Below are 23,955 nucleotides of genomic sequence, written 5' to 3' on the forward strand. Positions count from 1 at the left end.
TTGTTATCAACACGATTTTCTTACTTCAAAATAGCTCACTTAATTAGGTGCATTGGTATTATCAACTTTATCTAACAATACAGCACCACTTTGTTGCTCTCCTAAATGGTCATCCTTATTGTAAATAGGGCAGTTTTTAAGTGATAAACAGCCACAACCAATACAGCCATCTACTTTGTCACGTAAACGCTGCATATAAGCAATGCGATCGTCGAGCTGTGCTTGCCAATGCTTAGAAAGCGCTGACCAGTCTTGCTTGGTCGGGGTTCTGTTGTCTGGCAGTGTGGCTAGCGTGTTTTTAATTTCCTCTAGCGTAATTCCCATTGTTTGCGCTGCTTTTATAACCGCCACACGGCGAAGTACATCGGGTTTATATCTACGCTGATTACCACTATTTCGCCAGCTTCTTATTAAATACTTAGTTTCGTAAAAATGTAGGGTTGATACTTTTACACCACTTCTTTTTGCCACATAGCCGACGGTTAGGTTAGCTTCTGTTAATTTTTTTTGTTCTGTGCTCATTTTAAATCCATATATTGACCTCAATAATGGTTGAGGTTTTAAGCTGCTCCCAACATAAAAAAGGAGCGAGTTAAATGCAATATAAAATTAAAAAAAATTCAGTAATAATTTATTCAAGTGCACGTAGAGAAGGAAATACATCAGCACATGCTAATAGTTATGCAGAGCAAAATGATATTCGCGTTATTTGTCTTGATGACTATAAAATACCGCCATACTGCTATAGTAAGAACTATAAAAATGATGATTTTTATACTGTTTTTGAGTCGTTACTCGATTATGAACATTGGATTTTTGCATCCCCCGTGTATTGGTATAACACCACGGTACAAATGAAATCATTTATCGATCGGATCACAGATTACATGGACGACGAAAACTTAAAGCCTAAGTTACGCGCGTTACGTACAAAAGAGTTCTCGTTGCTATCAAATGCCTCTTCTTTTGAAGCCCCTGATGCCTTTGTACAGATGTTTAAGCAAACCTTTGGTTATTTAGGTATGCGCTTTGTAAATCATAGCCATAAAAATACGCAATCGGTAGCATAATAAACAACCTATTCCTCGACGGGGTGTTTATTTTTAGATGTTAACACGCAGGCAATATAGCGGCTGCGTGTTATTACTCCTTTATAGAAATAACATCCCATAAACGCTGTTCGAGCAGAGCGAAGGTGTTGCACTTCTTTCATTTATTGATTACAAGTTTTGCACCGTAATTAAACAGTCTTTAATTTGAACGAACTTTATCCAAAAAGATCAACACGCCCTGCTTTTGGTAGTATATTAAATAGGCTTGATTACTTAAAAACACAGGATTTATGAAATACTTACTATTACTTTTACTTATTAGTCCGCTTTCACAAGCTAATGACCTCCCGATCAAAGGGTTTGGCAGCTTCTATAATGTACCAAAACACGAGCCAATTAGTGCTTCTACCTCGTTTAGAATAGCTTTTGATGTTGCTGATGGCGCTAAAGAAGGCGCGCAAAATAATTCAATAAACTCGTTAGCGCGTTTTATTAACATGCATGTAGCGCATGGTGTAAAGCCTGAAAATATACAACTCGCTTTAGTTGTGCACGGTAGCGCAAGTGTTGACGTGTTAGCTAATAGCGAATATAAAAAACGATTTAATATTGATAATAAAAACCGGTACTTAATTGAACAATTACTCGTAAATAATACACAGGTTTTTGTGTGTGGTCAGTCAGCTACACATTTTAAAGTTACTCCTGAACAGCTTATTTCTGGCGTTAAAATGTCACTTTCTGCGATGACTGCTCATGCCCAACTACAACAGCAAGGCTATACGTTGAATCCATTTTAATGATAAAAAACATTTTATGCTTTGGCGACTCTAATACTTGGGGTTTAAACCCCGTTACAGGAGGGCGTTTTGACGAAAGTATTCGTTGGACATCACAATTAGCCACAAAATTAGGGTCAGGCTTTAATATTATTGAAGCAGGGCAACCCAATCGTACCTTAGTAAACCATCCGCCGTATAACGGTTCACTTTCGGGTGTTAGTTATTTAAAACCTTATTTGGAAGAGTATGCGCTCGATGTAATTATTATTGCACTTGGGACAAACGATCTGAAAAAGCGTTTTAATTTAGCTCCAGAATGCATTGCTCTGGGGCTAAATAATTTAATTAATGATATTTGTGATTTTTATAGTTTAAATAATCAACATGATGAAAAGCCAAAAATAATTATTTTGAGCCCGGCCTATGTACGTTGTAGAGGCCCTTACAAGCACATTTATGAAGGTGCGGAGTGCAAAAACGTTGCGCTGAAAGAGCAATTCAAAAATATTGCACAAAATAAAAAAATTATATTTATTGATCTTCAATCTTTAGTGCACGTATCAATAGAAGATGGAATTCATATTTGTGAAAGTCAGCATCAAGTAATAGCCAAAGCGCTTTACGATGTTGTGAAAAAGTAAACTTGGTTAAGCCATTTATTTATTTTTTAAGTCATTATGTATTTATAAAATGTGTATTTAAAGCACACACTATATTAGTAAGGATACGATGAAAAAAGGCCATAAGAAATCAATAATAGCACTGCTAACTGGCATCTTGGTTTTTGTGACAGGGAGCTTGATACTACTTTATTTTGCAGGCCAAAAGCTAGCAGCTACAATAAGTGAAGACGCTACACACCTAGTTAAGCATATCGATACCGCAGTACAAGAACGGCGCAGAATTCTTACTCCATTAAATAACCTCGGTTTTAAACAATGTGACCAAGCAACGTTGCTTGAGATGCGTCGTGCTTTATTTGATGCAAAATATGTAATAGATATAGGTTTTTTTAAGAACGATCAGCTTGTATGTACTACAGGAGCTGGGTTGTTAGATAAAGTTATTAATGATAAAAGCCCAGATTATATTATTGTAGATGAAAATATTCGAGTACGCTTTGAACCTCAATTGTATTTATTGTTGTTTAGTGACCGCCTTATGGAAGTTATTATAGTGCGTCAAGGTGACTACAACCTAATAATAGATACTAAAGTATTCAATGATGACGTAATTAGCTCACTCATGTGGGAAGTTGTTTATAAACATAAGCGTTCTATTAATCATTTGGCAGGGCAAAGTGGTGTTTACGATACGTTAGTCAATAATGTTTATCTTCCTTATGAAAGGCAGCTGATATGCAGTGAACAAAATAGCAATTACTGCGTTGCACTTCATATGCCTTGGAATAAATTTTTTGCTAAAAATCACTTTTTACTAATTATATCCCTCATTTTAACCTGTTTGGCTGGAGTATCGAGTGCATTACTTGTTGATAATCTGATTGCCGATCGTCGTTCTACATTTAATCGTATTCGTTTAGGTTTAAACAAAAACTCTTTTTATTGGACCTACCAACCTATTATTTGTTTGCAAACAGGCACAGTAATAGGTTGTGAAGTACTTGCTCGTTTTAAAGATAAATATGGAACACTCTACCCAGATCAGTTTATTCCGTTACTCAGAAAAAATAATTTAACTTGGAAATTCACTGAAGCAATGATTGCAAAGGTGCTTAAGGAACTTACAGCCATTGATATTTTACCTGAGGGTTTTAAAGTATCGCTTAATATATTTCCATGTGATGTAGAGCAAGGAAATGTATCATCTTTAACGCAAGTTTCTGAACTTACTAATTCTCGATTTATTATTTGTCTTGAAATTACCGAAGATGAATACCTTGATACCAGTATTGCTCATGCACATTTTAGAACGTTGGTTAAATCGGGTTTTAACTTGTCATTAGACGATTTTGGTACGGGTTATTCTAATTTAAAAAATTTACAAAATTTGAGCTTTCATCAGTTAAAAATAGACCGTACATTTGTGCAAGATATAGCAACTGAGGGTTTAAAGGCTTCTATGATCCCGAACATTATGGAGCTTGTGACAAAGTTTAATTATACCTGTGTTGCAGAGGGCATCGAAACTAGTGAGCAAGAAGCTATTTTAAAAACTGCGGGTGTGCATTACGGGCAAGGTTGGAAGTACGGCCGACCAATGAAGGTTGATAAGTTTCATGAATATATGGCAAAACAGAGTGTTTGAACTTAGAGATTTGTAATTTATAAAACATATAAACCAACGTTATTATAAAACTAAAATGTTAGGAACTTAATCATAATGAAATCAATACTAAGTATTTTTGCTTTTGTATTACTGAGCGCATGTACATCGCAGTACCCAAATCAGCAAGTTACAGGTAAGCAGTTTCCCAATATTAGCGGCGCAAGCTTAGAGCAAAACATAGTGACTATACCCCGCGACTTTAAGGCAGATAAAACACTGCTGCTTATTGGTTACAAGCAAGACAGCCAGTTTGATATAGACCGTTGGTTAATTGGTTTAGATATGGCGGGTGTAACGCTTCCAACTTACGAACTACCAACCATTGCAGGTATGGCACCACGTATGTTTAGCACATTTATAGACAGCGGTATGCGCAAAGGCATACCTAAAGAATTATGGGGTGGGGTAATTACTATTTATAAAGATGGTGAAGCGGTACAAAAGTTTACAGGTAATCAAAGCCCAAATAACTCACGTGTGGTACTTATAAATAGCAGCGGCGAAATTTTATATTTTTATGACCGAGGTTTTTCGGTTGATGCGTTAAATAAATTAAAAGCGAGTATTGAGTAATCAATCCTAAAGGTTAGTTTACGCTCATGTATATTTAAGGCTTTATGGGTTATTAAGCCACTAATCCGATCTGTTATTTATCTTATAAAAGCAATTTCGAAAACAAAGTTAATGAAGGTTATATATTGATTTAATTGGTTCTTATCTATCTTAGGATGAGAAAGAATAACAGTGTTTTAATACCATTATCGGATTGTATGTTACCTATAACTTAGGTAATGTTGCATAAACGTTTCATGGATGAAATTTATGTCACATAAAAATCACGTGTTTGTAAGAACAACTTTTCAGTCATCTTTCCACTCTCATAGTTACACCGCTATATTAAGAACACTACAAGCGCTGTTTACCGATATAAAAATGGATGACACAGTACCTCAGCTAGAAGAACGATCGCATTATGATTTGTTTTTGATTGATGGCACTAAAAATAATTGGCAAGACCTTATTCCCACTGATTTAATTTGCTTAGCGAAGCACTGTAACGTTGTTGTCTTTAATGTTGAGCGAGAAACGGTATGTGAAAAGAACTTACTTCTCAATCATTTCAATGGCGTATTTTATAAATCGGATCCTCCAGAAGTTATTTTTAAAGGGTTAGTTAGAATAAATGCTGGTGAACTCTGGTTTGCACGAAAAATTATTTCAATCGCATTCAATGATATTTTGGCTGTAGCATCATCATTTAACAGTTTGTACGATGGTATAGAAATAAAAAAAGATGATTATGATCATTTAACTAAACGAGAAAAATCGGTTATTTATCTCATAGCGCAAGGTGCCAGTAATAATGCTATTGCCGATAAACTTAATATAAGTGATCACACAGTAAAAACCCATTTATACAGTGCGTTTAAAAAAACTAGTTCGCGTAATCGAGTAGAGCTAGCTAATTGGGCACAACGTTATATTTCTGTTTTACTGCCAATGGCTAAATAACCTTTTCAGGATCAAATTTTTGTATAAATAAGGCGACTTAAAAGTAGCCTTATTTATCTTAATTATTAACTTACTTTTTTGGCCCATAACCCTTTATCAATGCCCTTTGTTATTAGGTCTGTAAGTGCTTTTTCTATTGCTTGGGTAACACAAATACTCATAGGTTCGTTATCACTAAAGCCAGCTTCTGCTTCAGCTAATCGTTTGTAACTTACGTACCTAAAAAATCCGGCACGCATTTCTTGGCTCAGTACTTTTTTGCTGGTTGCTACCGATAGTAATACTTGCCCTGTTCGTACATCAACAGCACGTAAGTATATTGAAATAGCATCTTCACGGTAAAGCTCTGATGCGCCTATTCCAAAGTATTCCATACCTAAACCACCTGTTTTTACATTGGTGTCGTAGCTAATAATACCGCCTTCTAAAATTATTTTGGCGGTTGTTAATGGGGGTAAATCTGGTTGATTTGGATTATCTGATTGAGCCGCCCGAATGATTTTTCGCTCTGTTAGTATATTTTGCAGACCCTCACGTTCAACCGGTGTAAACCAATCCGACTCATGTAAGGCTTGTATTAGTATTGAATTAGCCCCCTGAGTTACAGCGGTAGAAAATGAGCTCACATTTGTTTGCGGTTTATATTGACCTGTTTGATCTCTAAATGAATAAACTGAAACAGGAATACTACCCATGGGTTTGGGTAGGTTTTTTAAATCAGAAAAAATTTCTGTTGGTTCTAAGCTCATTGCTTGCTGCTGCTGTGGTGGTATTAAATTTCCCAAACTTGCGCAGCCCGTTAAGCTAAGAACTACAATTGTTATAAGTAGTTTATACATTATCCAAACCTCGGTACTTCAATGATCACCACGGTGTCATCAATTATATTTGTTATTCTTACGGTAATGCTATCTGTGGTACTGGTTATAACTTCTATTTGGTAATCGCCACTCATAAATATGGAATCTTGATTGAAAATACTGTCGTCTATGTTTTCACCAAACGCCATATCTGTTATTTCTCTTACCATTCGATTTAAGTAAGTGCGTTCTAAAGAATCTTGAAATTGCTCGGTGTAACTTTTTTCTATTACTGGCGCTTTATGTTTATTTTGAGCTTGTGCTTTGCTAAGTAGCATATTCGCATTGAGAGGATTACCGCCAAAGCTTGGGTTAATTGGGGTATAAATTATTTCAGTCGCGGCGGCTGAAAAGCTTAATGTTGTTATTATAAATATTATTATTCTCATTTTACCATCCATTTATGGCCATATCGGGAGACGACACTGCCATATTTTCACGAGCCATTGCATCAATTACGGTATACACGGCTTGTTCAACACGTTCATCTAATGGCTCTAACCTTCGGCCTAAGTATGTTGCATACACCAGTCTATTGTTCATTATTAAAGAAAGTTTAGTGCCTGCTTTTGGGATTACTGTTTCTTTAATTTCAATATTAAACCCTGCAGTTGAGGGTAAGTCTCGCCAGTAATTTGAGAACTCGTAATAAAATTGATGACCAAAGCGACTAATGCTTCTATCGAGTAATAAACCGTCTATTTCCAACTCATCAGCTGCATAACCTGCAGTGCTAAAAGATAATGAAATTACGAATAAGAAACCAGCGAAGCTATTTTTTTTATTGTTCATAATTAAAAGGGGAGAGTTACTCTCCCCAACCTTTGCAATTACATTTGTGTAATTGTTGCCGTATTACCATCACCCATTTGAGTAACAGATACTGTACTGTTAAAGCCAATGACAGCGCCTTCAACAATATTATCGTTACCCAGCTGAGTTACGCTAAATGATACGTTTTCACCGCCAACTAAAAAGGCTGATTGCTCTGTTCCGCCAACCCAGTTATTTTCACCTTGTTGTGAAATATCAATGCTGTGGTCGTTGCCTTCAACCATTAAATCAATAACATTCATTTCGCCAGTTTGAGCAATATCAATTTGACTACCGTTACTGTCTAAAATGCCAGCAAGTGTTAGCATTGTTTCATTTAGAGAACCATCTTGAACAATATCAATATCGTTATCGTTTGAAGTAAGTGAAGTGTCTGGGTAAGACGACTCCACAACAGCGGTATTATCTTGGCCTGTTTGTGTTAGATTTATGTCGTTATCAGAGCCATTGAAGTTAACTAAATGTGCTGAGTTAAATTCACCTACCTGATCAATCGTAAATTCATTATCAGAACCTAACACGCCCATGTAAGCGTCATTGAACAAACCATTTTGATTACTTGTTAGCTCATTATTATCACCAATAAGTTCAGCGGTAGCAGTGTTGTATGTATCTACTTGAGTAATGGTTACTTCATTGTTTTGACCTTCAAATAACGCTGAGTCTGCGGTGTTGTTACTGCCTTCTTGGTCAATGTCTATTTCGTTATCATTACCCACAACCGCTGCAAATGTTACAGCATTTGTATTGCCATCTTGTTCAATGGAAAACTCGTTAGCGTCGCCAGAAATAGCACTGAGTGTTACCGCATTACGATCGCCATCTTGCTCAATATCAAGCTCGTTGTCGTTACCTTGTAAAGAACTGACTTTAAAGGTGTTCCAGTAACCTGCTTGCTCTAAATCGAGTGTATTTTGATCGCCAGTGAGCATTGTTATTTCAGCTTCATGCCATTCACCCGTTTGCAGCGAAGTTATTTCGTTGCCATTACCTTGCATATCCATGTTGTAGAACCAATGACCGCCAGTGCCTTGTTCTACTTCAATCAAGTTGTCATCACCAGTTACTGTATTTATAGCTTCGTTATTGACCAAAACACCTTGGCCAACCTGTGTTACAAGTAAGAGGTTATTATTACCAGTAACTTCGGTTATTAATCCATTCGCAGTACCATCTTGAGCGTATGCTTGTGAGTTGCTATCACCAATTGTAGTTACTTCAGCATAGTTACCAAACTGTGCTTGGGTTACTTCTGTATCGTTATTATTGCCTGTTGTTGTGACAAGCATGGTATTGCTATCGCCATTTTGTATTAACAATGCCGTATTGTTGTTTAATGTTTGAGCAAGTGTCATTGAATTAGCTGTACTTGCAATAGATACCTTGGTGTTAAGTTCAGAGCTAGATACTGATTTATTACCTGTTTCAGCATATGAGGCAAAGCTAGTACTCATTGCAATTGCAACCGCGCAGCTTAGAATTGATTTGTTCAACTTCATTATTTTTCTCCTTGAAATGATAAAATCAAACACCTTAAATGTTATAGGTTTTAATAAGGTATTTGCTGTCTCAGCATGCCGTGCCGATATAATGTTTTGTGATCCGCTTTAGTTACTTATGTAAGTGAGTGAAGCGAAATATATGATTATTGAGTAAAAACGAGTCTTGTCATAAAGCTAACACTGACAAAGTTTAAGCTTAAATTCATAATCAAGTACTAACTGTATTCCTCAATATGAATTTCTTAAATCATCATTTTTTACCAATTTTTTTTATTTTATATTTCAAATGGTTAAGCTTATAACCTTGCTTTTTTAGATTTTATTCGAAAAAAGCAGTAAAAAAACATGACCCTATATTGGGTAGAGGTAAGTGTAATAAATTCATTATAATGACTGTATTAGGTGTTTTTTTTTGCCAATTCTAGTTAAAAATAATGGTTTTTTGTTATTTTTAATCTTTATTACTTGTTTAATTTGGTGTTTGGTTGTTTGCTTATATCTTGCCATGTGATCCCTTGTACTTGAAGTAGTGAAAAACTTGCTTAGTGTTTCTAAGCCTTCCCTACTATGGATAGAACAATGAAAACAAAATTATCTATTATTACGCTCGCGCTACTACCTTGTTTAGCTTCTGCAAAGTTACCTGATGCAGGTGCACTGCAACAAGTTACTGCAAGTAGTGACTCTATAATTGTTAAATATAAAAAAAATACAACGCCACAAATGCGTAAACAAGTACGCGCTATGGTTAAAGCTAAAATATCGGATTTAAATAATGATGAGGTTGATGATAACTTTACGTCATTATTTTCGGGCCGTTTAGCTAAGTTTAAAGTGTCTGGTATGAGTACCAAAGAAGCTATTGAGCGTTTGAAGTCAAATCAAGCTATTGAATATGTAGAGCCAGATTACCGAGTGAGTATTGCTACAAGCTCTCCTAATGATCCTCGTTTTGATGAACTATGGGGTTTAAATAATGAGGGCCAAACAGGTGGTGTTACAGATGCCGATATTGATGCACCTGAAGCGTGGGACATTTCTATCGGTAGCCGCGATGTTGTAGTGGGTGTTATTGATACAGGTGTTGATTATAGTCATCCCGATTTAGTTGATAACGCATGGGTTAATGCGGGCGAAATTGCTGGTGATGGTATTGATAATGACGGCAATGGTTATATTGATGATATTCATGGTATTAACGCGATTACAGATGCTGGCGACCCAATGGATGACCAAGGACATGGTTCTCATGTGTCAGGCACAATCGGTGCAAGCGGTAACAATTCAACGGGTATTGTAGGTGTAAACCAAGAAGTATCTATTGTTGGTTGTAAGTTTTTAGATGCGGCTGGTAATGGCTCAACATCAGATGCAATTAAGTGTATTGACTATATGGTTAACCTTAAAAATTCAGGTGTTAATTTACGTGTTCTAAACAATAGTTGGGGTGGTGGTGGTTTTAGCCAAGCTTTAGCTGATGCAATTACAGTAAGTGAGCAAGCTGACATTTTATTTGTTGCCGCTGCCGGTAATGATGCAGTTGATAATGATGCAAACCCGCATTACCCATCAAGCTATGAACACGAGAGTGTTTTTTCTATTGCGAGCACTGATAGCAGCGATAATTTATCTGACTTCTCACAATGGGGTTTAACCAGTGTTGATATGGGGGCACCCGGTAGTGCTATTTTATCAACAGTCCCGGGTAACGGTTATGCTAGTTACTCAGGCACTTCAATGGCAACACCTCATGTTGCAGGTGTTGCTGCACTTGTGTTGTCAATCAACCCAGATTTAACAACCACAGAACTTAAACAGTTATTGATGAGCAGTGGTGATGTAAATACTGCATTACAAGGTAAAACGGTTGCTGGCACTCGACTCAATGCAAACCAAGCATTACTTGATGCAGACCCAACCCCGAGTTTTATAATGTCTGTGACACCTGTATCACAGCAAAAAACAGTAGGCGAAACTGCATCGTATACATTTGAAATAGGTTCTATTGCACAGTGGGATGGTGAAGTAACACTTGATCTAACATCTAGTCTTGGTGGTGCATATTTATCTGCATTAACAGCACGTCCAGGCGAAACAGTACAGCTTAGTGTTGAGACCGATGAAAATACGCCATGGGGTGATTATGAGTTTACTGTTACAGCAACTTCAGATGATATTGTTAAAGAAAAAACAGTAAGTTTAATGTTACAACCTGCTGGTTTAAATGACTTTACGTATAGTAATGAAGAAAATCTACCGATCCCTGATAACGATCCATTAGGCGTTAATTCGGTTATCACAGTTGCTGATGATTTAACTATTTTTGGTACTTCAGCAGATGTAAATATCACACATACGTGGTCTGGCGATTTAGTACTTACACTTATTTCACCGCAAGGCTCTGAAGTCACTCTACAAAGTAATCAAGGTGGTAGCGAAGACGATATTGTTAAAACGTTTACATCAAGTGTATTTAATGGCGAAGTAGGAACCGGTGATTGGACATTAAATGTTGTCGATACGGCAGGTATAGATACAGGCAATATTAATAGTTGGTCACTTACGTTCAGTGCTATTGGTGAAGTAGGTTCACAACCACCTCTTGCTAGTTTCACTGTTGATACACAAGGGTTAACCGCTGCATTTGTAGACACAAGCAGTGATGCTAATAATGATATAACACAGTGGAGCTGGAACTTTGGTGATGGTGCAACATCAACTGACTCAAGACCAGTACATGCCTATGCCCAATCAGGTAGTTACGATGTAGAGTTAACGGTTACAGATAGTGAAGGTAATACTGATTCATTTACTCAAACGGTTGTTGTAAGTGACGTGACCCTTGAGCTGAACTTAAAACGCGCTAACAAAACACGTTTAGGTACGATGCGTGTAGAACTTAGCTGGGAAGAAGTGGGTGCAGAGTCATTAAGCGTTTACCGTAATGGCGAGTTAGTTGATACCGTTCCAGATAACGGTCGTTACCGTGATTACGTGCGTGGAGCTACGTTACCATCGTACGATTACCAATTATGTGTAACAGAAAATGTGTGTTCGAATATCATCACCGTTTCTTTTGAATAAATTTTATTACATCTAAAGTAATTTAAGCCCAGCAAAGCTGGGCTTTTTTATGTTTACGATGAGGGTAATAAGTAATTAGAATTTATTTTTAATGGATTACAGCTATGCTTTTTTATACGGGTGGGTTTTAAGCCAGTGCTCGGCTATTTGTTCACGCGTGGCAAACCAAACTTGCTCATGCGATCGGGCATATTCTAAAAACCGTGCTAATGCTTTTATTCTTCCTGGTCTGCCAATTAGGCGACAATGCAAACCTATCGACATCATTTTTGGGGCGTTTTCACCTTGTGGATCGCCTTCCTCGTATAGTGTATCGAATGCATCTTTTAAGTAATTAAAAAATTGATCCCCGGCATTAAAGCCCTGCACGGCAGCAAAGCGCATGTCGTTTACATCGAGCGTGTAGGGCACAATGAGTTGTGGCTTACCTTCTTTAATACTGTAAAAAGGTAGGTCGTCGCTGTAATCGTCGGCATCATATAAAAAATTACCATTTTCAACTACAAGTGCTGCGGTATTTGGGCTAGTTCGGCCGGTATACCAGCCTTTGGGCTTTTTACCTGTGAGCTTTTTAATGACGTCAACGGCTTGTTGCATATGCTCGCGCTCGGTTTGCTTATCTATATTTTGATAATTAATCCAGCGCAGGCCATGGCTTGCAATTTCGTGCCCTGCTTCAACAAAGGCTTTAGCTACATCGGGGTGGCGCTCAAGGGCCATCGCCACTGCAAAAATGGTGACCGGTATATCGTATTTTTTAAATAAACGCAGTAGCCTCCACACGCCAGCGCGTGAGCCATATTCGTAAATAGACTCCATGCTTATATGGCGGTCTTCAACATGCGGGGCAGTGACTATTTCTGATAAAAACGTTTCAGCGGCTGCATCACCATGCAGCACGCAGTTTTCGCCGCCTTCTTCGTAATTTAATACTACTTGCACGGCAATACGTGCTTTATTGGGCCAATTTGCATGAGGTACATCTGGTCCATAACCAATTAAATCGCGCGGGTAGTGTTTAAATTGCTCACTCATTTTATTGCTCCTTTTTAAGTGCTGTGAGCCAAGACCCGAGCGTTTCGCGCTCTGTGTCAGTCATTTTGGTCATATTGGCCAGTGGCATATCTTTGGTTATAACCGCGCGGGTATGAATAAGCGTGCTGGCTTTTTTTACATCACTAATAGAGTTGAGCTTAAAGCCTAGCGGCGCTGTTTGAAAAAGCTCAGAGGTGGGTGTTTCGCTGTGGCACTGCGTACAGTGCTTACTAATTATATCCCACGCTTGTGCGTCGGTAATACTTGCTTGTAAAGGCGCGCTTTCGCCTGCATTTGTTGGTGTACTGGGCCAAGGGGCTATGGCGAGCATAAGAGCAAAAAAGGCTGCAATACCGCTTACAAGTACTGAGGGCTTATTAACGCTTTGATGCTTTAAGTTAAAGTAATGGCGTATCCACATACCAATACCAAACAGCGCAATTAAAATAAGCCAGCTAAAGTTGTGGCTATACGTGTAAGGAAAGTGATTGCTAAGCATAATAAATACCACAGGTAACGTGGCGTAGTTATTATGTATAGAACACAGCTTTGCCTTTAAACCTGGCGCTGAATCAGGGATTCTACCCGCTTCTACTTCACTCACCATATAGCGCTGGCCTGGCATAATAATGTGATACACATTACCCACCATACACGTGCCAATAAGTGCACCTACATGAATATACACAGCGCGGTCGCTAAATAATTGATCAACCCCAAAAGTCCACAGAGCTAATAAACCAATAACTACAGCAATAAACACTTTGCCGTTTTCGACCAGTGGGCTTTTACACAATAAACGATAAACACCATAGCCTAAGCCAATAAAACCAAGTGATGCGCCAATAGCTACAAATTTACTTAGCTCACTTTTGCTGTTATCAATTAAATACACATCGGCGCCAACATAATAAAGTAAGCTAAATAGTAATATACCGGTGATCCAGGTTGTGTACGCTTCCCACTTAAACCAATGCAGGGTATGAGGCATTTGTTCAGGGCCATTTTGATACTTAGCCACTTCGTAAAAGCCACCGCCATGCACGGCCCATAAATCGCCTTTTATGCCTTTATCTATTTTCCATTGCGGTGGTGTTTGTAGGTTGTTATCAAGCCATGCAAAATAAAATGAAGCGCCAATCCAGGCTATACCAGCAATAACATGAAAATAACGCAGTACTAAATGAGCAAGCTCAAATAAATAGTTTTCCATAACGGTTAAGCCTCTTCTAATACCGGTGAGCGGGTGTCTGAAAATTGATTGTTATCATCGCGCTTATAGACACTTTTACCCATAATGTAGGTTTGCTCAACGCAGCGGTCGTCGCCTAACATCATCATTGCAAACAGTTTTTCATGCAGGGTTTTGGCATGCTGTATTCTAAATTTTAAAAATGGGGTTGCTGAACAATCCATTACAATAAAATCGGCTTCACAACCGGCTTCAAAATTACCAATTGTCCCTTCTAAATCAAGTGCTCTAGCACCGCCGAGTGTTGCTAAATACAACCCTTTAAATGCTGAAAACTTTTGACCTTGTAATTGCTGAATTTTGTACGCTTCGTTACCTGTTTGTAGCATAGAAAAGCTTGTTCCTGCGCCTACATCGGTACCCATGCCTACGTTTATGCCGTGCTCTTCACAGGCTTTTAAATTTAAAAGTCCTGATCCTAAAAATAGGTTTGAGGTAGGGCAGTGCGATATTGCCGCATTGTTATCTGCAAGGCAGCAAAGCTCGCGCTCAGATAAATGAATACTATGGGCAAATACTGAGCGTTTACGTACCATTTTTGCTTGCTCGTACACGCCTAAGTAATCATCAAACTCTGGAAATAACCCTTTTACCCATTCGCACTCGTCTTTGTTTTCAGATAAGTGTGTATGCAGGTAGGTGTCTGGGTATTCTTCAAGCAACTGAGTACATTTTTGAAGTTGCTCAGGGGTTGATGTAGGAGCAAAGCGTGGTGTAACTGCGTAGCTTAACCTATCAACATTGTGCCATTTTTCGATGAGGGCTTTAGATTCGTCATAACTTGTTTGCGCGCAATCAGATAAGTCGTCAGGGCAGTTACGATCCATCATTACTTTACCGGCAATCATGCGTAAATTGCGTTTTTGTGATTCTTTAAAAAACGCATCAACCGATTGCGGGTGCACAGTGCCAAATACAAGAGCAGTGGTTGTGCCATTGCGCAGTAGCTCGTCTAAAAAGCGGTTAGAGATCTCTTTTGAATAATGCTTACATGTAAACTTTTTCTCTGTCGGAAACGCATACTCGGTTAACCAACTTAGCAGTTGCTCGCCGTACGCACCCACCATTTCGGTTTGTGGTAAATGTATGTGTGTGTCAATCATACCAGGCATAACGAGTTTGCCATCGTGGCGGATAACACGTGCTGATTTATCAATTGTAGGTAATATGTCTTGCTCATAGCCAAGTTTAACTACCTTGCCGTGCTTGATAACTAATGCGCCCTTTTCAAAAAAACGATGGGCGTTTTCGCCAGAAATGGCAGGGTCGTCAACAAAGTCGAGTATATCGGCACAAACTACTGTTAAGTCATTATTGTTTTGTGTGCTCATAGTTAGCTACCTCTGTATGTAGAGTAGCCAAACGGGCTAAGCAACAATGGGATATGATGATGTTTAGTATCTTGTAATCTAAATGTTATTTGCGCCTCTGGGTAAAACGCAGGGGTAGGTTGGTTTTGGTAATAGCTATCTAAATCAAATACTAGCTTATAGGTTGCAAATTCTACTTCTGTATTTAGCCAATCAGTAATACGCCCATCGGAATCGGTTTTGCCTTGGGTTAGTTGTACCCATTCGTTATTTGTAAGTTTAAATAGCTTAACAGCAACATTTGCTGCTGGCTTTCCGGTGCTGGTATCAAGTATATGGGTGGTTATAGGGCTTTTGCTCATACTTTTATTCATAGCAGTGACTCCAATCTTATTTTTGTTATTTTGGCTTGTTCGCCCGCGGCTATATTTAGCTCTGTACTGCGGGTGTTGTGTATGCGCTGCTCTATGAGTTCGAGCATTTGTTCGGCCGTTTTACCGGTGGCGCACACAATAAAAATAAAGCCAAACTTGTTCAGGTACTCTTTATTAAGGGCAATCATTTTGGTAAGTACGGCTTCGTTTGCTTTACTCATACCCGATTGCTCATGCCCCGCTTTTTGTGCGGTAGCAGCGTATTTTTTGCTAAGGGTTGATAAGTCGCCTATTTGCGGGTGGCCTTCGAAGGCAGCTAAATAGTCGCTCTCGCCAAGGCTATCCCATATGCTTTGTGCGCATTCAAACAGCTGTTGAGCACTTTTAAATGGCATTGCTTTTATCATGCCCGCTACCCAGTTAGGGGCCGCGCAGCAATGCTCAAGTGCTTGTTTTGCTTGTGCATCATTTAGCGTATTTATTTGTAAACTGCTCATGCGTCTACTTCCTCCTGCGTGGTGCTAATTAAGGCATTTTTTAGTGTGCGCCATTGCAAGCCTTGGCGTTTTGGCGCTTGGGTTTGCATAGCCTGATAAAGGCCAATTAGCTGTCCACTAATCGAAATAGCCACTTCCATTGGTAATTTGCCCGTAATATTTTTAAGCCCAACAGGGCAGGTCATTTGTTGTATTTGAGCGGCTGTAAAATCGCGATGTGCTAGGCGTTGTTTAAAACGTTTTGCTTTAGTGTCAGAGCCAATAACGCCCAGCCAATTGGCATCAGCGCGTTTAATAATGGCTTGGGTGAGTGCAAAGTCGAGCTGGTGGTTATGGGTCAATATTAAGTAGTTGTTAGACTTAGGTGCACGCTTTACTTGTTCTGTGGGCTCTTCATCAACCACTTTTACTACGTTATTTGGAATAGTCTGTGGGAATACATCTGCGCGGCTATCTATCCAACGTATGCGCATAGGCAGCTGTGCCAATATACCAATAAGCGCTTGTGCTACATGGCCTGCGCCATAAATGTCGAGGGTAAAGCGCTCGCATTGCATGCATTCAAGCATAACGGTGGCAGCTCCGCCGCAGCACTGGCCTAAATTTGCACCTAGGTTAAATTGCTCAATTACTTGGGCGGCTTCGCCTTTGGCAAGTAGTTCGCGGGCTTTTTCTATTACTACGTATTCAAGGTGGCCACCGCCAAGAGTGTCGTAAATATGCTCGCCGCTTATTACCATTTTTGAGCCTGTGCCGCGTGGGGTTGAGCCATTGGTGCCAAGCACCGTGGCAATTACATAGTTAGTGCCGCTTTGTTCATGCTCGTTTATAGCCTGCGCCCAATTTTGTGTATGAAAACCCTGAAACGACTCATTTAAATTAGTCATGTTGATGCTCCTTAAACCAGCTCGCGGTTTGCTCAATTGCACTCAATACTCGCTCTGGGGTTGCAGGTGTATCCAGTGGGGCGGTGTATTTGCAATCAGCCACACTGCTTATTGCATTACGAATAGCGCTCCATACACTAAAGGCCAACATAAATGGCGGCTCGCCTACGGCTTTTGATCTAAACACGGTGGTTTCTGGATTTGCTGAGTTATAAAGATTGACGTTAAATTCGGCAGGGGTATCGCCAATGGCTGGTATTTTGTAGTTGGCTGGGCCAAAGCTTGCAAGCTGGCCTTTATCATTCCATTGTAAGTCTTCGGTTGTTAGCCAGCCCATACCTTGCACAAAGGCGCCTTCAATTTGCCCTATATCAAGTGCTGGATTAATTGAACTGCCTACATCGTGCAGTATATCAACGCGGGTTACCGTGTTTTCGCCCGTAAGCGTATCTACTTCTACTTCACTCAGTGCTACGCCGTGAGCGTAGTAAAAAAATGGCCGGCCTTCGCCTTTAGCTCTATCGTAATGAATTTTTGGTGTGGCGTAATAACCCGTTGATGAAAGCGATATACGATTCATGTAAGCAAGGTTTGCAAGTTCGCTAAAGCTAATTTCCCCTTTACTAAAAGTAATGAGGTTATCTTTAAATGTAATACTTTGGCTGTTTACTTCAAAGTGCTCGGTAATAAAGTTTATTAAGCGCTCTTTTATTGTGTTTACTGCATTTAGCGCCGCCATACCGTTTAAGTCGGTACCGCTTGAGGCCGCTGTTGGTGAAGTGTTTGGCACCTTGTCGGTACGGGTAGCACTAATACTTACCGCGTTAAAATCGACCCCAAAGCCATGGGCTACAATTTGCGCAATTTTGGTGTTTAGTCCTTGGCCCATTTCGGTGCCGCCATGGTTTAAATGTATAGAACCATCGCTATATACATGTACTAATGCACCAGCTTGGTTTAAATGTTGTACCGTAAACGAAATACCGTATTTAACCGGCGTCATCGCAAGGCCTTTTTTGATAATAGGTGACGATACGTTAAATGCTTTAATAGCCTCTTTACGTGCCCAGTAGTCACCCGACTCCTCAAGCTGGTTTATCATATCTTTTAAAATATGTTGCTCTACGGTTTGATGGTACGGCGTGGTGTCGCGGCCTTTTTTGTATAAATTGAGTTTTCTGATCTCAAGCGGATCTTTACCTAATTTGGCTGCTATATCGTCCATTATTAGCTCGCCCATAATCATTCCTTGCGGGCCACCAAACCCTCTAAATGCGGTATGGCTTACGGTATTCACTTTACAGCGATTACCTTTAATTGTGGCGGCTGGGTAGTAGTAGGCGTTATCGGCATGAAACATGGCGCGGTCTACAATTGCATCTGATAAATCGGGGGAGTAGCCACAAAATCCGTTTACGGTAATGTCGGCACCTTCTATTAAGCCATTTTCATCAAAACCAACATGATAGTGATTATAAAAAGGGTGGCGTTTACCGGTTAATTTAAAATCGTCGCTACGGGCTAGGCGCATTTTTACTGCGCAGCCAAGGTGGTAAACCGCAAGAGCAGCAAGGCATGCCCATGGTGCGCCTTGGGTTTCTTTGCCGCCAAAAGCACCGCCCATACGGCGGGTTTCTACGTTTACAAAATTAAATGGCTTTTTTAAAATTTTAGCGACTAAGTGCTGCACCTCAGTAGGGTGTTGCGTAGAACACTGAACATGAATGCCCCCGTCGTTATCAGGTTGCGCCAGCGCTATTTGACCTTCTAAATAAAAGTGTTCTTGCCCGCCTATGTTTATTTCGCCTTTAAGCTGGTGGGCTGCGTTATTAATGGCGTTTTCGCTGTTACCACGGTTAAGTGAATGTGGCGGCCTTACCCAATGCTCTTTGCTAATGGCTTCTTTAATATCAAGTATGGGTGTGGTTTGCTCGCACTCTATAACCACTAAACGCGCTGCGCGACGTGCTATGGCGTAGCTGCCGGCAACGACAATTAATACAGGTTGCCCGTGGTATTGAATTTCATGACTAGTGAGTAATACGTCACCTGGAAATACCGGGCCAATATCTAATTTACCCGGTACATCTTCGGCCGTTAAAATACGTTTAACGCCTTCAACTGCCAGTGCGTGACTTGTATCTATTGATTTAATAAAGCCGCTTGTAACAGGGGCGAGCACTGGGTAGGCATGCAGGCAACCGTAAGGCTCCGGGTTATCGTCGGCAAAATTTGCACTGCCACAAACTTGTTTAATAGCGCTTTCGTGATATTTAGATTGTCCAACGCTACCACCTTGGGCTTTTAGTTTATCCATTTCAAAGTGACGCATGTGAGATCCTCGTAATGGCAATGTTGTTATTGTTGCGTGCTTGCGGCTCACAAAACTCAATACCAATGCGTTGTAATAAGTTTTTGCTTACCGTGGTGCGGTAATGCGCACTGCTTCTTACATCGCTCATAGGCGTAAAGTCATCGTTAATAGCCGTTGCTGCGTCTATAAAACTACTTACTTGTAATGATTGAGATATCAGCTTTTGCTCAATATGCTGCGCGCGCTTAGGAATAGCAGCCATACCGCCCATAGCGCAGCGGGCTTGAGTAATCATGTTTTGTGAATGCTCTATAGCAAGTACCAAACAAACGGTAGATATATCGTCTTCAAAGCGTTTTGATATTTTATGACACGCCAGTTTTAGTGACTCTGGGCGCTTTGGGATGGTGAACTTGCTAATTACTTCATCGCTTTTAAGAACTGTTTTTTTGTAATCAATAAAGTAGTCGGCAACTTTAATAGTGCGCGTACCAGCGCTGCTTAATAAATCCATTGATGCATTAAGAGCGATTAAAAGGGGAGCGGGATCGCCAATAGGAGAGGCATTCCCTATGCTGCCACCAAGCGTGCCGCTGTTACGTACTTGGCTTGATCCTAAGCGTTCAAATAGCTCTTTTGACTCTGGGTAATGGTTATAAAATACCTCAACAAATTGGTTATAAGGTAGTGCTGCACCAATGTGTAGCTCACCGTTATTATCTGCCAAGGTGCAAAGCTCCTTTACTTGGCTAAGGGAAATAATTACATCCGGTAAGAGCATGTTTTGGCTAAGCTCAATGGCAAAGTCGGTGCCACCAGCAACTAAATGTGCATAAGGATAAAGCGCTTTTAGCTCAACAAGTTGCTGGGCCGTTTGTGGTAAGTAAAATTTGCGAGGACCATTTTTTAAAAATGGAATATTGTCATCATATTGCGTATTAAGTGATGCTTTAAATTGAGCGGCCATTGCTGAGTACGGTTCAGCTTTACGTTCATAGCTATAGGCTTTTTCGGCTGCAAGTAATATAGGGCTATAACCTGTACAACGGCATAAGTTACCGCCAAGTGCATGAATAACCGCTTTTTTACCAGGGTACGTTGGTTCATTAATATAAAGAGCCAACAAACTCATTATTATACCAGGCGTGCAAAAACCACATTGCGAACCATGGCACTCTACCAGTGCACGTTGCACGGGGTGTAAATCGGTTAAGTTTGGGTATAAACCAGTAGTCACAGTCTCTACCGTTACTATATGTTTTGCATGCGCATTACCTAATAACAATAAACAGCTGTTCATGGTTTTGTATTGCCAACTAGCTTGCCCGTTTGCATTTATACGCTCTTCACCCACTAAAATTGTACACGCGCCACAGTCGCCAGTTGCACACCCTTCTTTGGTGCCCACTTTCCCTTTTTTGGTGCGTAGCCAGTCCAAAATGGTGAGACTTGGCGAACATTCTTGTACTTCAATTGGCGTGTTATTTAATAAAAATTGAATCACACAGACCCCCTTAATTTTTATAAAGCCCTGATACATAAAGGCTTGGCGTATGTTTTTTCTTGTTGTTTGCGCACGGGTAACAAAAATACTTTTTCATCTTTAGTTAGCTTATTGCAGTTACTATGCCATTGTTGACCGCTTGGTCAGTTAATGATTCGAAGCGGCAAAATTGTCGAGGTGTAGGTAATAACGGCGTAGCCTTAAAAATAAAGATCGGTAAAGTGAATGCTTTTAATATGTGGATCCAAAGGTGAAAATGGTGCTGGTAAAAACACATTTATGAAAATGCTTTATGGTGTGATTAAACCTGACCAAGGGGACATGTTTTTTATAATGGATATAAAAGAATTTGCTGATACGCGCGATTTAGCAAGATATAGCAGCACGCTTGCGGGTCGAGTTATAACAACGTCAACACGTTATGGTATGTTATTAAAATCACATAAACATTTGAATAACTTAAATTAATTGTGTTAAATTACGATTAAATGAAAATGCGGACTTGATTTAAATGGACTCTCAAATTGATTTTTCTACCTACACTTTAGATGAGCTTTACTCATCAGCGAAAGCTATAGATCGCGAAGCCTACCCAGATCGAGCAAAGGAAATAGACAACTTAATTAAAACGCGAGAAGCGCAGAGCCCATCTGTAAATGTTGTATCAAAAGTAGCAGGAGAAAAAGCAACGCGCTCAGATAGGTTAGTGGCTGCTATTGTTGATGGCGTTTTAGGTGTTGTTTGTTTTATACCTGTATTCATGCTCGTAGGGTTTGATAATTTAAGCCAACCAACACTTACTTTATCTGCAGGTTTGCTAGGTTATGGCATATTAAGCACGTTAGTGCTTCATGGTTACCTTATGTACCAACGCGGACAAACAATTGGTAAATCTTTAATGTCTATCCGTATTGAAAATTTAGATGGTACACAAGCAAGCTTTACTACAATTTACTTTAAACGCATGCTTTCTATGCAACTATTATCACTTGCACCTTCGGTAGGTCAGTTTATAGCAGGTCTTGTTAATCCATTATTTATACTTGGAAAAGATAAACGATGTTTACATGATCATTTAGCTGGAACAAAAGTGAGTTATGTAGATTAATTATGGCGACTTTATCTAGGGGCCGTTGACCTTTCAGAATTAAATTTGCTCTATTTTGAGGCTGTTTAATCACGACACGAGGTGTACTAGTGGATTCAGGTAACTCTCCTGCGTTACTCTACATCCATGTAGGTAACATAACCGTAAATTGCTCCTATAAATAGGAGCAAGATGTTTTGTCGTTAATTTATATTGCCTACGAATTAGCCGTAATCACTACATAGGGTCTGCGCAGTCTGCAAACCAAGCATCACTGTAAATTCAACCTCGAAATATAAGCACGTTTAGTTATTTTCAAGTAAAGAAGCGCCATTAGGCCTTTCGTAAGCTTCATAACTTTGATTTTTGTTTATTCTGTTTTCTATTTCTAGCATTATTTCCATTTCATCTATGCTCATATACCCATTTTTTTGAGTTGTAGACCACGTCATTGCAGCGCCTGCATCAGTAATTTTTCGCGTAAATCGGTAAGCTTGTTCTATTTCAAATATAAGCTCAGTTTTTGCTACGCTCCACCTTGCTCTTATAGGAAACCATGCATGTTTTAGTACGCTATTTTTACCCTTATAATTATCCCAAGGCGCGCTGACCATATCTGGAATGGTATATTCTTCATAAGCCCAAGAGTTAGGTGGGGCACCACGGCCTAATGGCGTGATATGACCACTGGTAAAGTCTTCGAATTTATTGGTTGCTGCGTATTTTATTATTTTATAGTCTCTTTCATCTTTGTCATCAATGCTATCGCTATTAACATAAATAAAATCATCACTTTCATTCTTAAAATATGTTTTGGTTTTATTTACAGTAATTGCAAGAGTTGAGTCAACACTGCGAAGCATGGCAACAAAATCTGATACCTTACCAGGTAACTTATTTACATTATCTAACCAGTAACCATCAACTAAACCATTAAATCGCTGAGCATAGCCTAATACTAAATCACGCCAAGCGGCGCCCTCGTTGCCGTTCCATTGCGAATTATAATAGCCTTCCCACGCCTTTTTAATCGCTCTTTCATTATCAGGATCCGTGTCGGTTATCATCGAAGGTCCCGCAGCATTTAAGTATAAAATGACTTTTTTACCAGCGCGACGATATTCTTTAATCACGTCAAAAATAATATGTTCGTTTTCAATAGAAGGCACCATATCTGGATGAATAGCCGCTACATCAAGATTGTTGTTATCTCGCAGAGTAAAAAGATAGGCATGGGCAGGGTGCGTAAATGATGTAATAACATGACTCGTCGATGGTAAATTTTTAACTATTTCTTTTGCACCTGAAACCCAATCAGATGTATTAACTGTTTTATCTAGTTTATAACCACCATCAATTCTTTGAGTTACGCCCCAAGAACCTGCTAACCAGCTAGCATTATGACTGTTGTATTGATCATCATTAGTTGTTTCTTTTGCTAATTGATTTCCACAAGCAAGCACACTTGTCATCGTGATAAATAGCAATAAAAAACATTTAATAAGGTTTCCCATTATTGTTAGTACCTATATCAGTTAAATTGGCCGCAATCTTAAAGTACCAATAAAATTTAAACAATAAGCAAATAGTATGGTGTTTGGTGAGCATACCATTGAGCGTTTAAATCGGGTCAAACATCGTTCTAACAAATGTGTAAAAACTACACTCACATATAATAATTTCGTTTATTACTTTATAAGGTACGATAAATTTTTTATTAATATACTATTTTTAAATCGTAACCTTTTGATTTACTTGCTTGTAAGTGTCATTTTTATTT

The 23,955-nt window shown here is 39.3% G+C and carries 23 protein-coding genes; 9 read left to right on the forward strand and 14 right to left on the reverse strand.

The features are described 5' to 3' along the window. Positions 1 to 39 precede the first annotated feature (39 nt). The gene (soxR, locus tag NRL14_RS14335; protein WP_149613837.1) at positions 40 to 522 is read right to left on the reverse strand and encodes a redox-sensitive transcriptional activator SoxR; all 483 of its coding nucleotides are present in this window, start codon (positions 520 to 522) and stop codon (positions 40 to 42) included. 74 nt (positions 523 to 596) lie between these two features. Between soxR and NRL14_RS14340 the strand changes: the two genes are divergently transcribed. The 6 genes from NRL14_RS14340 (at position 597) to NRL14_RS14365 (ending at position 5,635) form a co-directional block, all read left to right on the forward strand. After that, on the forward strand, positions 597 to 1,070 hold the full coding sequence (locus NRL14_RS14340; protein WP_149605988.1) for a flavodoxin family protein: 474 nt from the start codon (positions 597 to 599) through the stop codon (positions 1,068 to 1,070). A gap of 272 nt (positions 1,071 to 1,342) precedes the next feature. Further along, on the forward strand, positions 1,343 to 1,852 hold the full coding sequence (locus tag NRL14_RS14345) for a DsrE family protein (RefSeq protein WP_306724955.1): 510 nt from the start codon (positions 1,343 to 1,345) through the stop codon (positions 1,850 to 1,852). Further along, positions 1,852 to 2,475, forward strand: a complete 624-nt coding sequence (locus NRL14_RS14350) for an SGNH/GDSL hydrolase family protein (RefSeq protein ID WP_306724956.1) — start codon at positions 1,852 to 1,854, stop codon at positions 2,473 to 2,475. Before NRL14_RS14345 ends, NRL14_RS14350 begins: the two co-directional genes overlap by 1 nt. Positions 2,476 to 2,563: 88 nt before the next feature. Next, complete coding sequence (locus tag NRL14_RS14355; RefSeq protein WP_306724957.1) at positions 2,564 to 4,102, forward strand: EAL domain-containing protein; 1,539 nt, start codon at positions 2,564 to 2,566, stop codon at positions 4,100 to 4,102. A gap of 75 nt (positions 4,103 to 4,177) precedes the next feature. Then, positions 4,178 to 4,696: a hypothetical protein gene (locus tag NRL14_RS14360; protein WP_373462535.1), complete on the forward strand. Its 519-nt coding sequence runs from the start codon at positions 4,178 to 4,180 to the stop codon at positions 4,694 to 4,696. 249 nt (positions 4,697 to 4,945) lie between these two features. Beyond that, the gene (locus tag NRL14_RS14365) at positions 4,946 to 5,635 is read left to right on the forward strand and encodes a helix-turn-helix transcriptional regulator (RefSeq protein WP_306724958.1); all 690 of its coding nucleotides are present in this window, start codon (positions 4,946 to 4,948) and stop codon (positions 5,633 to 5,635) included. Positions 5,636 to 5,700: 65 nt separating this feature from the next. On the opposite strand, the gene NRL14_RS14370 is transcribed toward NRL14_RS14365, so the two are convergent. Genes NRL14_RS14370 through NRL14_RS14385 form a run of 4 tightly spaced genes read right to left on the reverse strand, consistent with a single transcriptional unit; the run spans position 5,701 to position 8,828 of the window. Next, complete coding sequence (locus NRL14_RS14370; protein ID WP_007378428.1) at positions 5,701 to 6,474, reverse strand: CsgG/HfaB family protein; 774 nt, start codon at positions 6,472 to 6,474, stop codon at positions 5,701 to 5,703. Then, positions 6,474 to 6,896: a curli assembly protein CsgF gene (locus NRL14_RS14375; protein WP_033015061.1), complete on the reverse strand. Its 423-nt coding sequence runs from the start codon at positions 6,894 to 6,896 to the stop codon at positions 6,474 to 6,476. The genes NRL14_RS14370 and NRL14_RS14375 overlap by 1 nt, the downstream gene beginning before the upstream one ends. After that, entirely contained in the window at positions 6,886 to 7,287 is a 402-nt protein-coding gene (locus NRL14_RS14380; RefSeq protein WP_149605981.1) for a curli production assembly/transport protein CsgE, read from the reverse strand. The genes NRL14_RS14375 and NRL14_RS14380 overlap by 11 nt, the downstream gene beginning before the upstream one ends. A 38-nt stretch (positions 7,288 to 7,325) precedes the next feature. Then, positions 7,326 to 8,828 (reverse strand): curlin, encoded by a 1,503-nt coding sequence (locus tag NRL14_RS14385; RefSeq protein ID WP_007378425.1) that lies wholly within the window; start codon positions 8,826 to 8,828, stop codon positions 7,326 to 7,328. Positions 8,829 to 9,410: 582 nt separating this feature from the next. Here NRL14_RS14385 and NRL14_RS14390 point away from each other — a divergent pair. Beyond that, complete coding sequence (locus NRL14_RS14390; protein ID WP_306724959.1) at positions 9,411 to 11,915, forward strand: S8 family serine peptidase; 2,505 nt, start codon at positions 9,411 to 9,413, stop codon at positions 11,913 to 11,915. A gap of 102 nt (positions 11,916 to 12,017) precedes the next feature. Here NRL14_RS14390 and puuE read toward each other — a convergent pair whose 3' ends face one another. Genes puuE through xdhA form a run of 8 tightly spaced genes read right to left on the reverse strand, consistent with a single transcriptional unit; the run spans position 12,018 to position 21,088 of the window. After that, a complete protein-coding gene (gene puuE, locus NRL14_RS14395; protein ID WP_306724960.1) occupies positions 12,018 to 12,950 on the reverse strand; it encodes an allantoinase PuuE in 933 nt (310 codons plus the stop codon). Position 12,951: 1 nt separating this feature from the next. Further along, positions 12,952 to 14,163: a urate hydroxylase PuuD gene (locus NRL14_RS14400; RefSeq protein WP_306724961.1), complete on the reverse strand. Its 1,212-nt coding sequence runs from the start codon at positions 14,161 to 14,163 to the stop codon at positions 12,952 to 12,954. Between the two features lie 5 nt (positions 14,164 to 14,168). Beyond that, positions 14,169 to 15,533, reverse strand: coding sequence for a guanine deaminase (gene guaD, locus NRL14_RS14405; RefSeq protein ID WP_306724962.1), 1,365 nt, complete (start codon positions 15,531 to 15,533; stop codon positions 14,169 to 14,171). A gap of 2 nt (positions 15,534 to 15,535) precedes the next feature. Continuing rightward, positions 15,536 to 15,886 (reverse strand): hydroxyisourate hydrolase, encoded by a 351-nt coding sequence (gene uraH / locus NRL14_RS14410; protein WP_007378419.1) that lies wholly within the window; start codon positions 15,884 to 15,886, stop codon positions 15,536 to 15,538. Next, complete coding sequence (uraD, locus tag NRL14_RS14415) at positions 15,883 to 16,383, reverse strand: 2-oxo-4-hydroxy-4-carboxy-5-ureidoimidazoline decarboxylase (RefSeq protein WP_007378418.1); 501 nt, start codon at positions 16,381 to 16,383, stop codon at positions 15,883 to 15,885. Before uraD ends, uraH begins: the two co-directional genes overlap by 4 nt. Then, positions 16,380 to 17,270 (reverse strand): xanthine dehydrogenase accessory protein XdhC, encoded by an 891-nt coding sequence (gene xdhC, locus NRL14_RS14420; protein WP_007378417.1) that lies wholly within the window; start codon positions 17,268 to 17,270, stop codon positions 16,380 to 16,382. Before xdhC ends, uraD begins: the two co-directional genes overlap by 4 nt. Beyond that, positions 17,263 to 19,602 carry a xanthine dehydrogenase molybdopterin binding subunit gene (xdhB, locus tag NRL14_RS14425; protein WP_306724963.1) on the reverse strand — a complete coding sequence of 780 codons (2,340 nt, stop codon included), beginning with the start codon at positions 19,600 to 19,602 and terminating at the stop codon, positions 17,263 to 17,265. Before xdhB ends, xdhC begins: the two co-directional genes overlap by 8 nt. Next, positions 19,589 to 21,088: a xanthine dehydrogenase small subunit gene (gene xdhA / locus NRL14_RS14430; protein WP_306724964.1), complete on the reverse strand. Its 1,500-nt coding sequence runs from the start codon at positions 21,086 to 21,088 to the stop codon at positions 19,589 to 19,591. Before xdhA ends, xdhB begins: the two co-directional genes overlap by 14 nt. 225 nt (positions 21,089 to 21,313) lie before the next feature. Here xdhA and NRL14_RS14435 point away from each other — a divergent pair, with 225 nt between their 5' ends. Then, positions 21,314 to 21,556, forward strand: a complete 243-nt coding sequence (locus tag NRL14_RS14435) for an ATP-binding cassette domain-containing protein (RefSeq protein WP_306724965.1) — start codon at positions 21,314 to 21,316, stop codon at positions 21,554 to 21,556. A 43-nt stretch (positions 21,557 to 21,599) separates the two neighbouring features. Further along, positions 21,600 to 22,196: an RDD family protein gene (locus tag NRL14_RS14440; RefSeq protein WP_306724966.1), complete on the forward strand. Its 597-nt coding sequence runs from the start codon at positions 21,600 to 21,602 to the stop codon at positions 22,194 to 22,196. A 284-nt stretch (positions 22,197 to 22,480) separates the two neighbouring features. On the opposite strand, the gene NRL14_RS14445 is transcribed toward NRL14_RS14440, so the two are convergent. Then, a complete protein-coding gene (locus tag NRL14_RS14445) occupies positions 22,481 to 23,689 on the reverse strand; it encodes a hypothetical protein (protein WP_306724967.1) in 1,209 nt (402 codons plus the stop codon). Positions 23,690 to 23,955: the final 266 nt, after the last annotated feature.

The organism is Pseudoalteromonas sp. 20-92 (assembly GCF_030847595.1).
Lineage (GTDB): Bacteria > Pseudomonadota > Gammaproteobacteria > Enterobacterales > Alteromonadaceae > Pseudoalteromonas > Pseudoalteromonas fuliginea.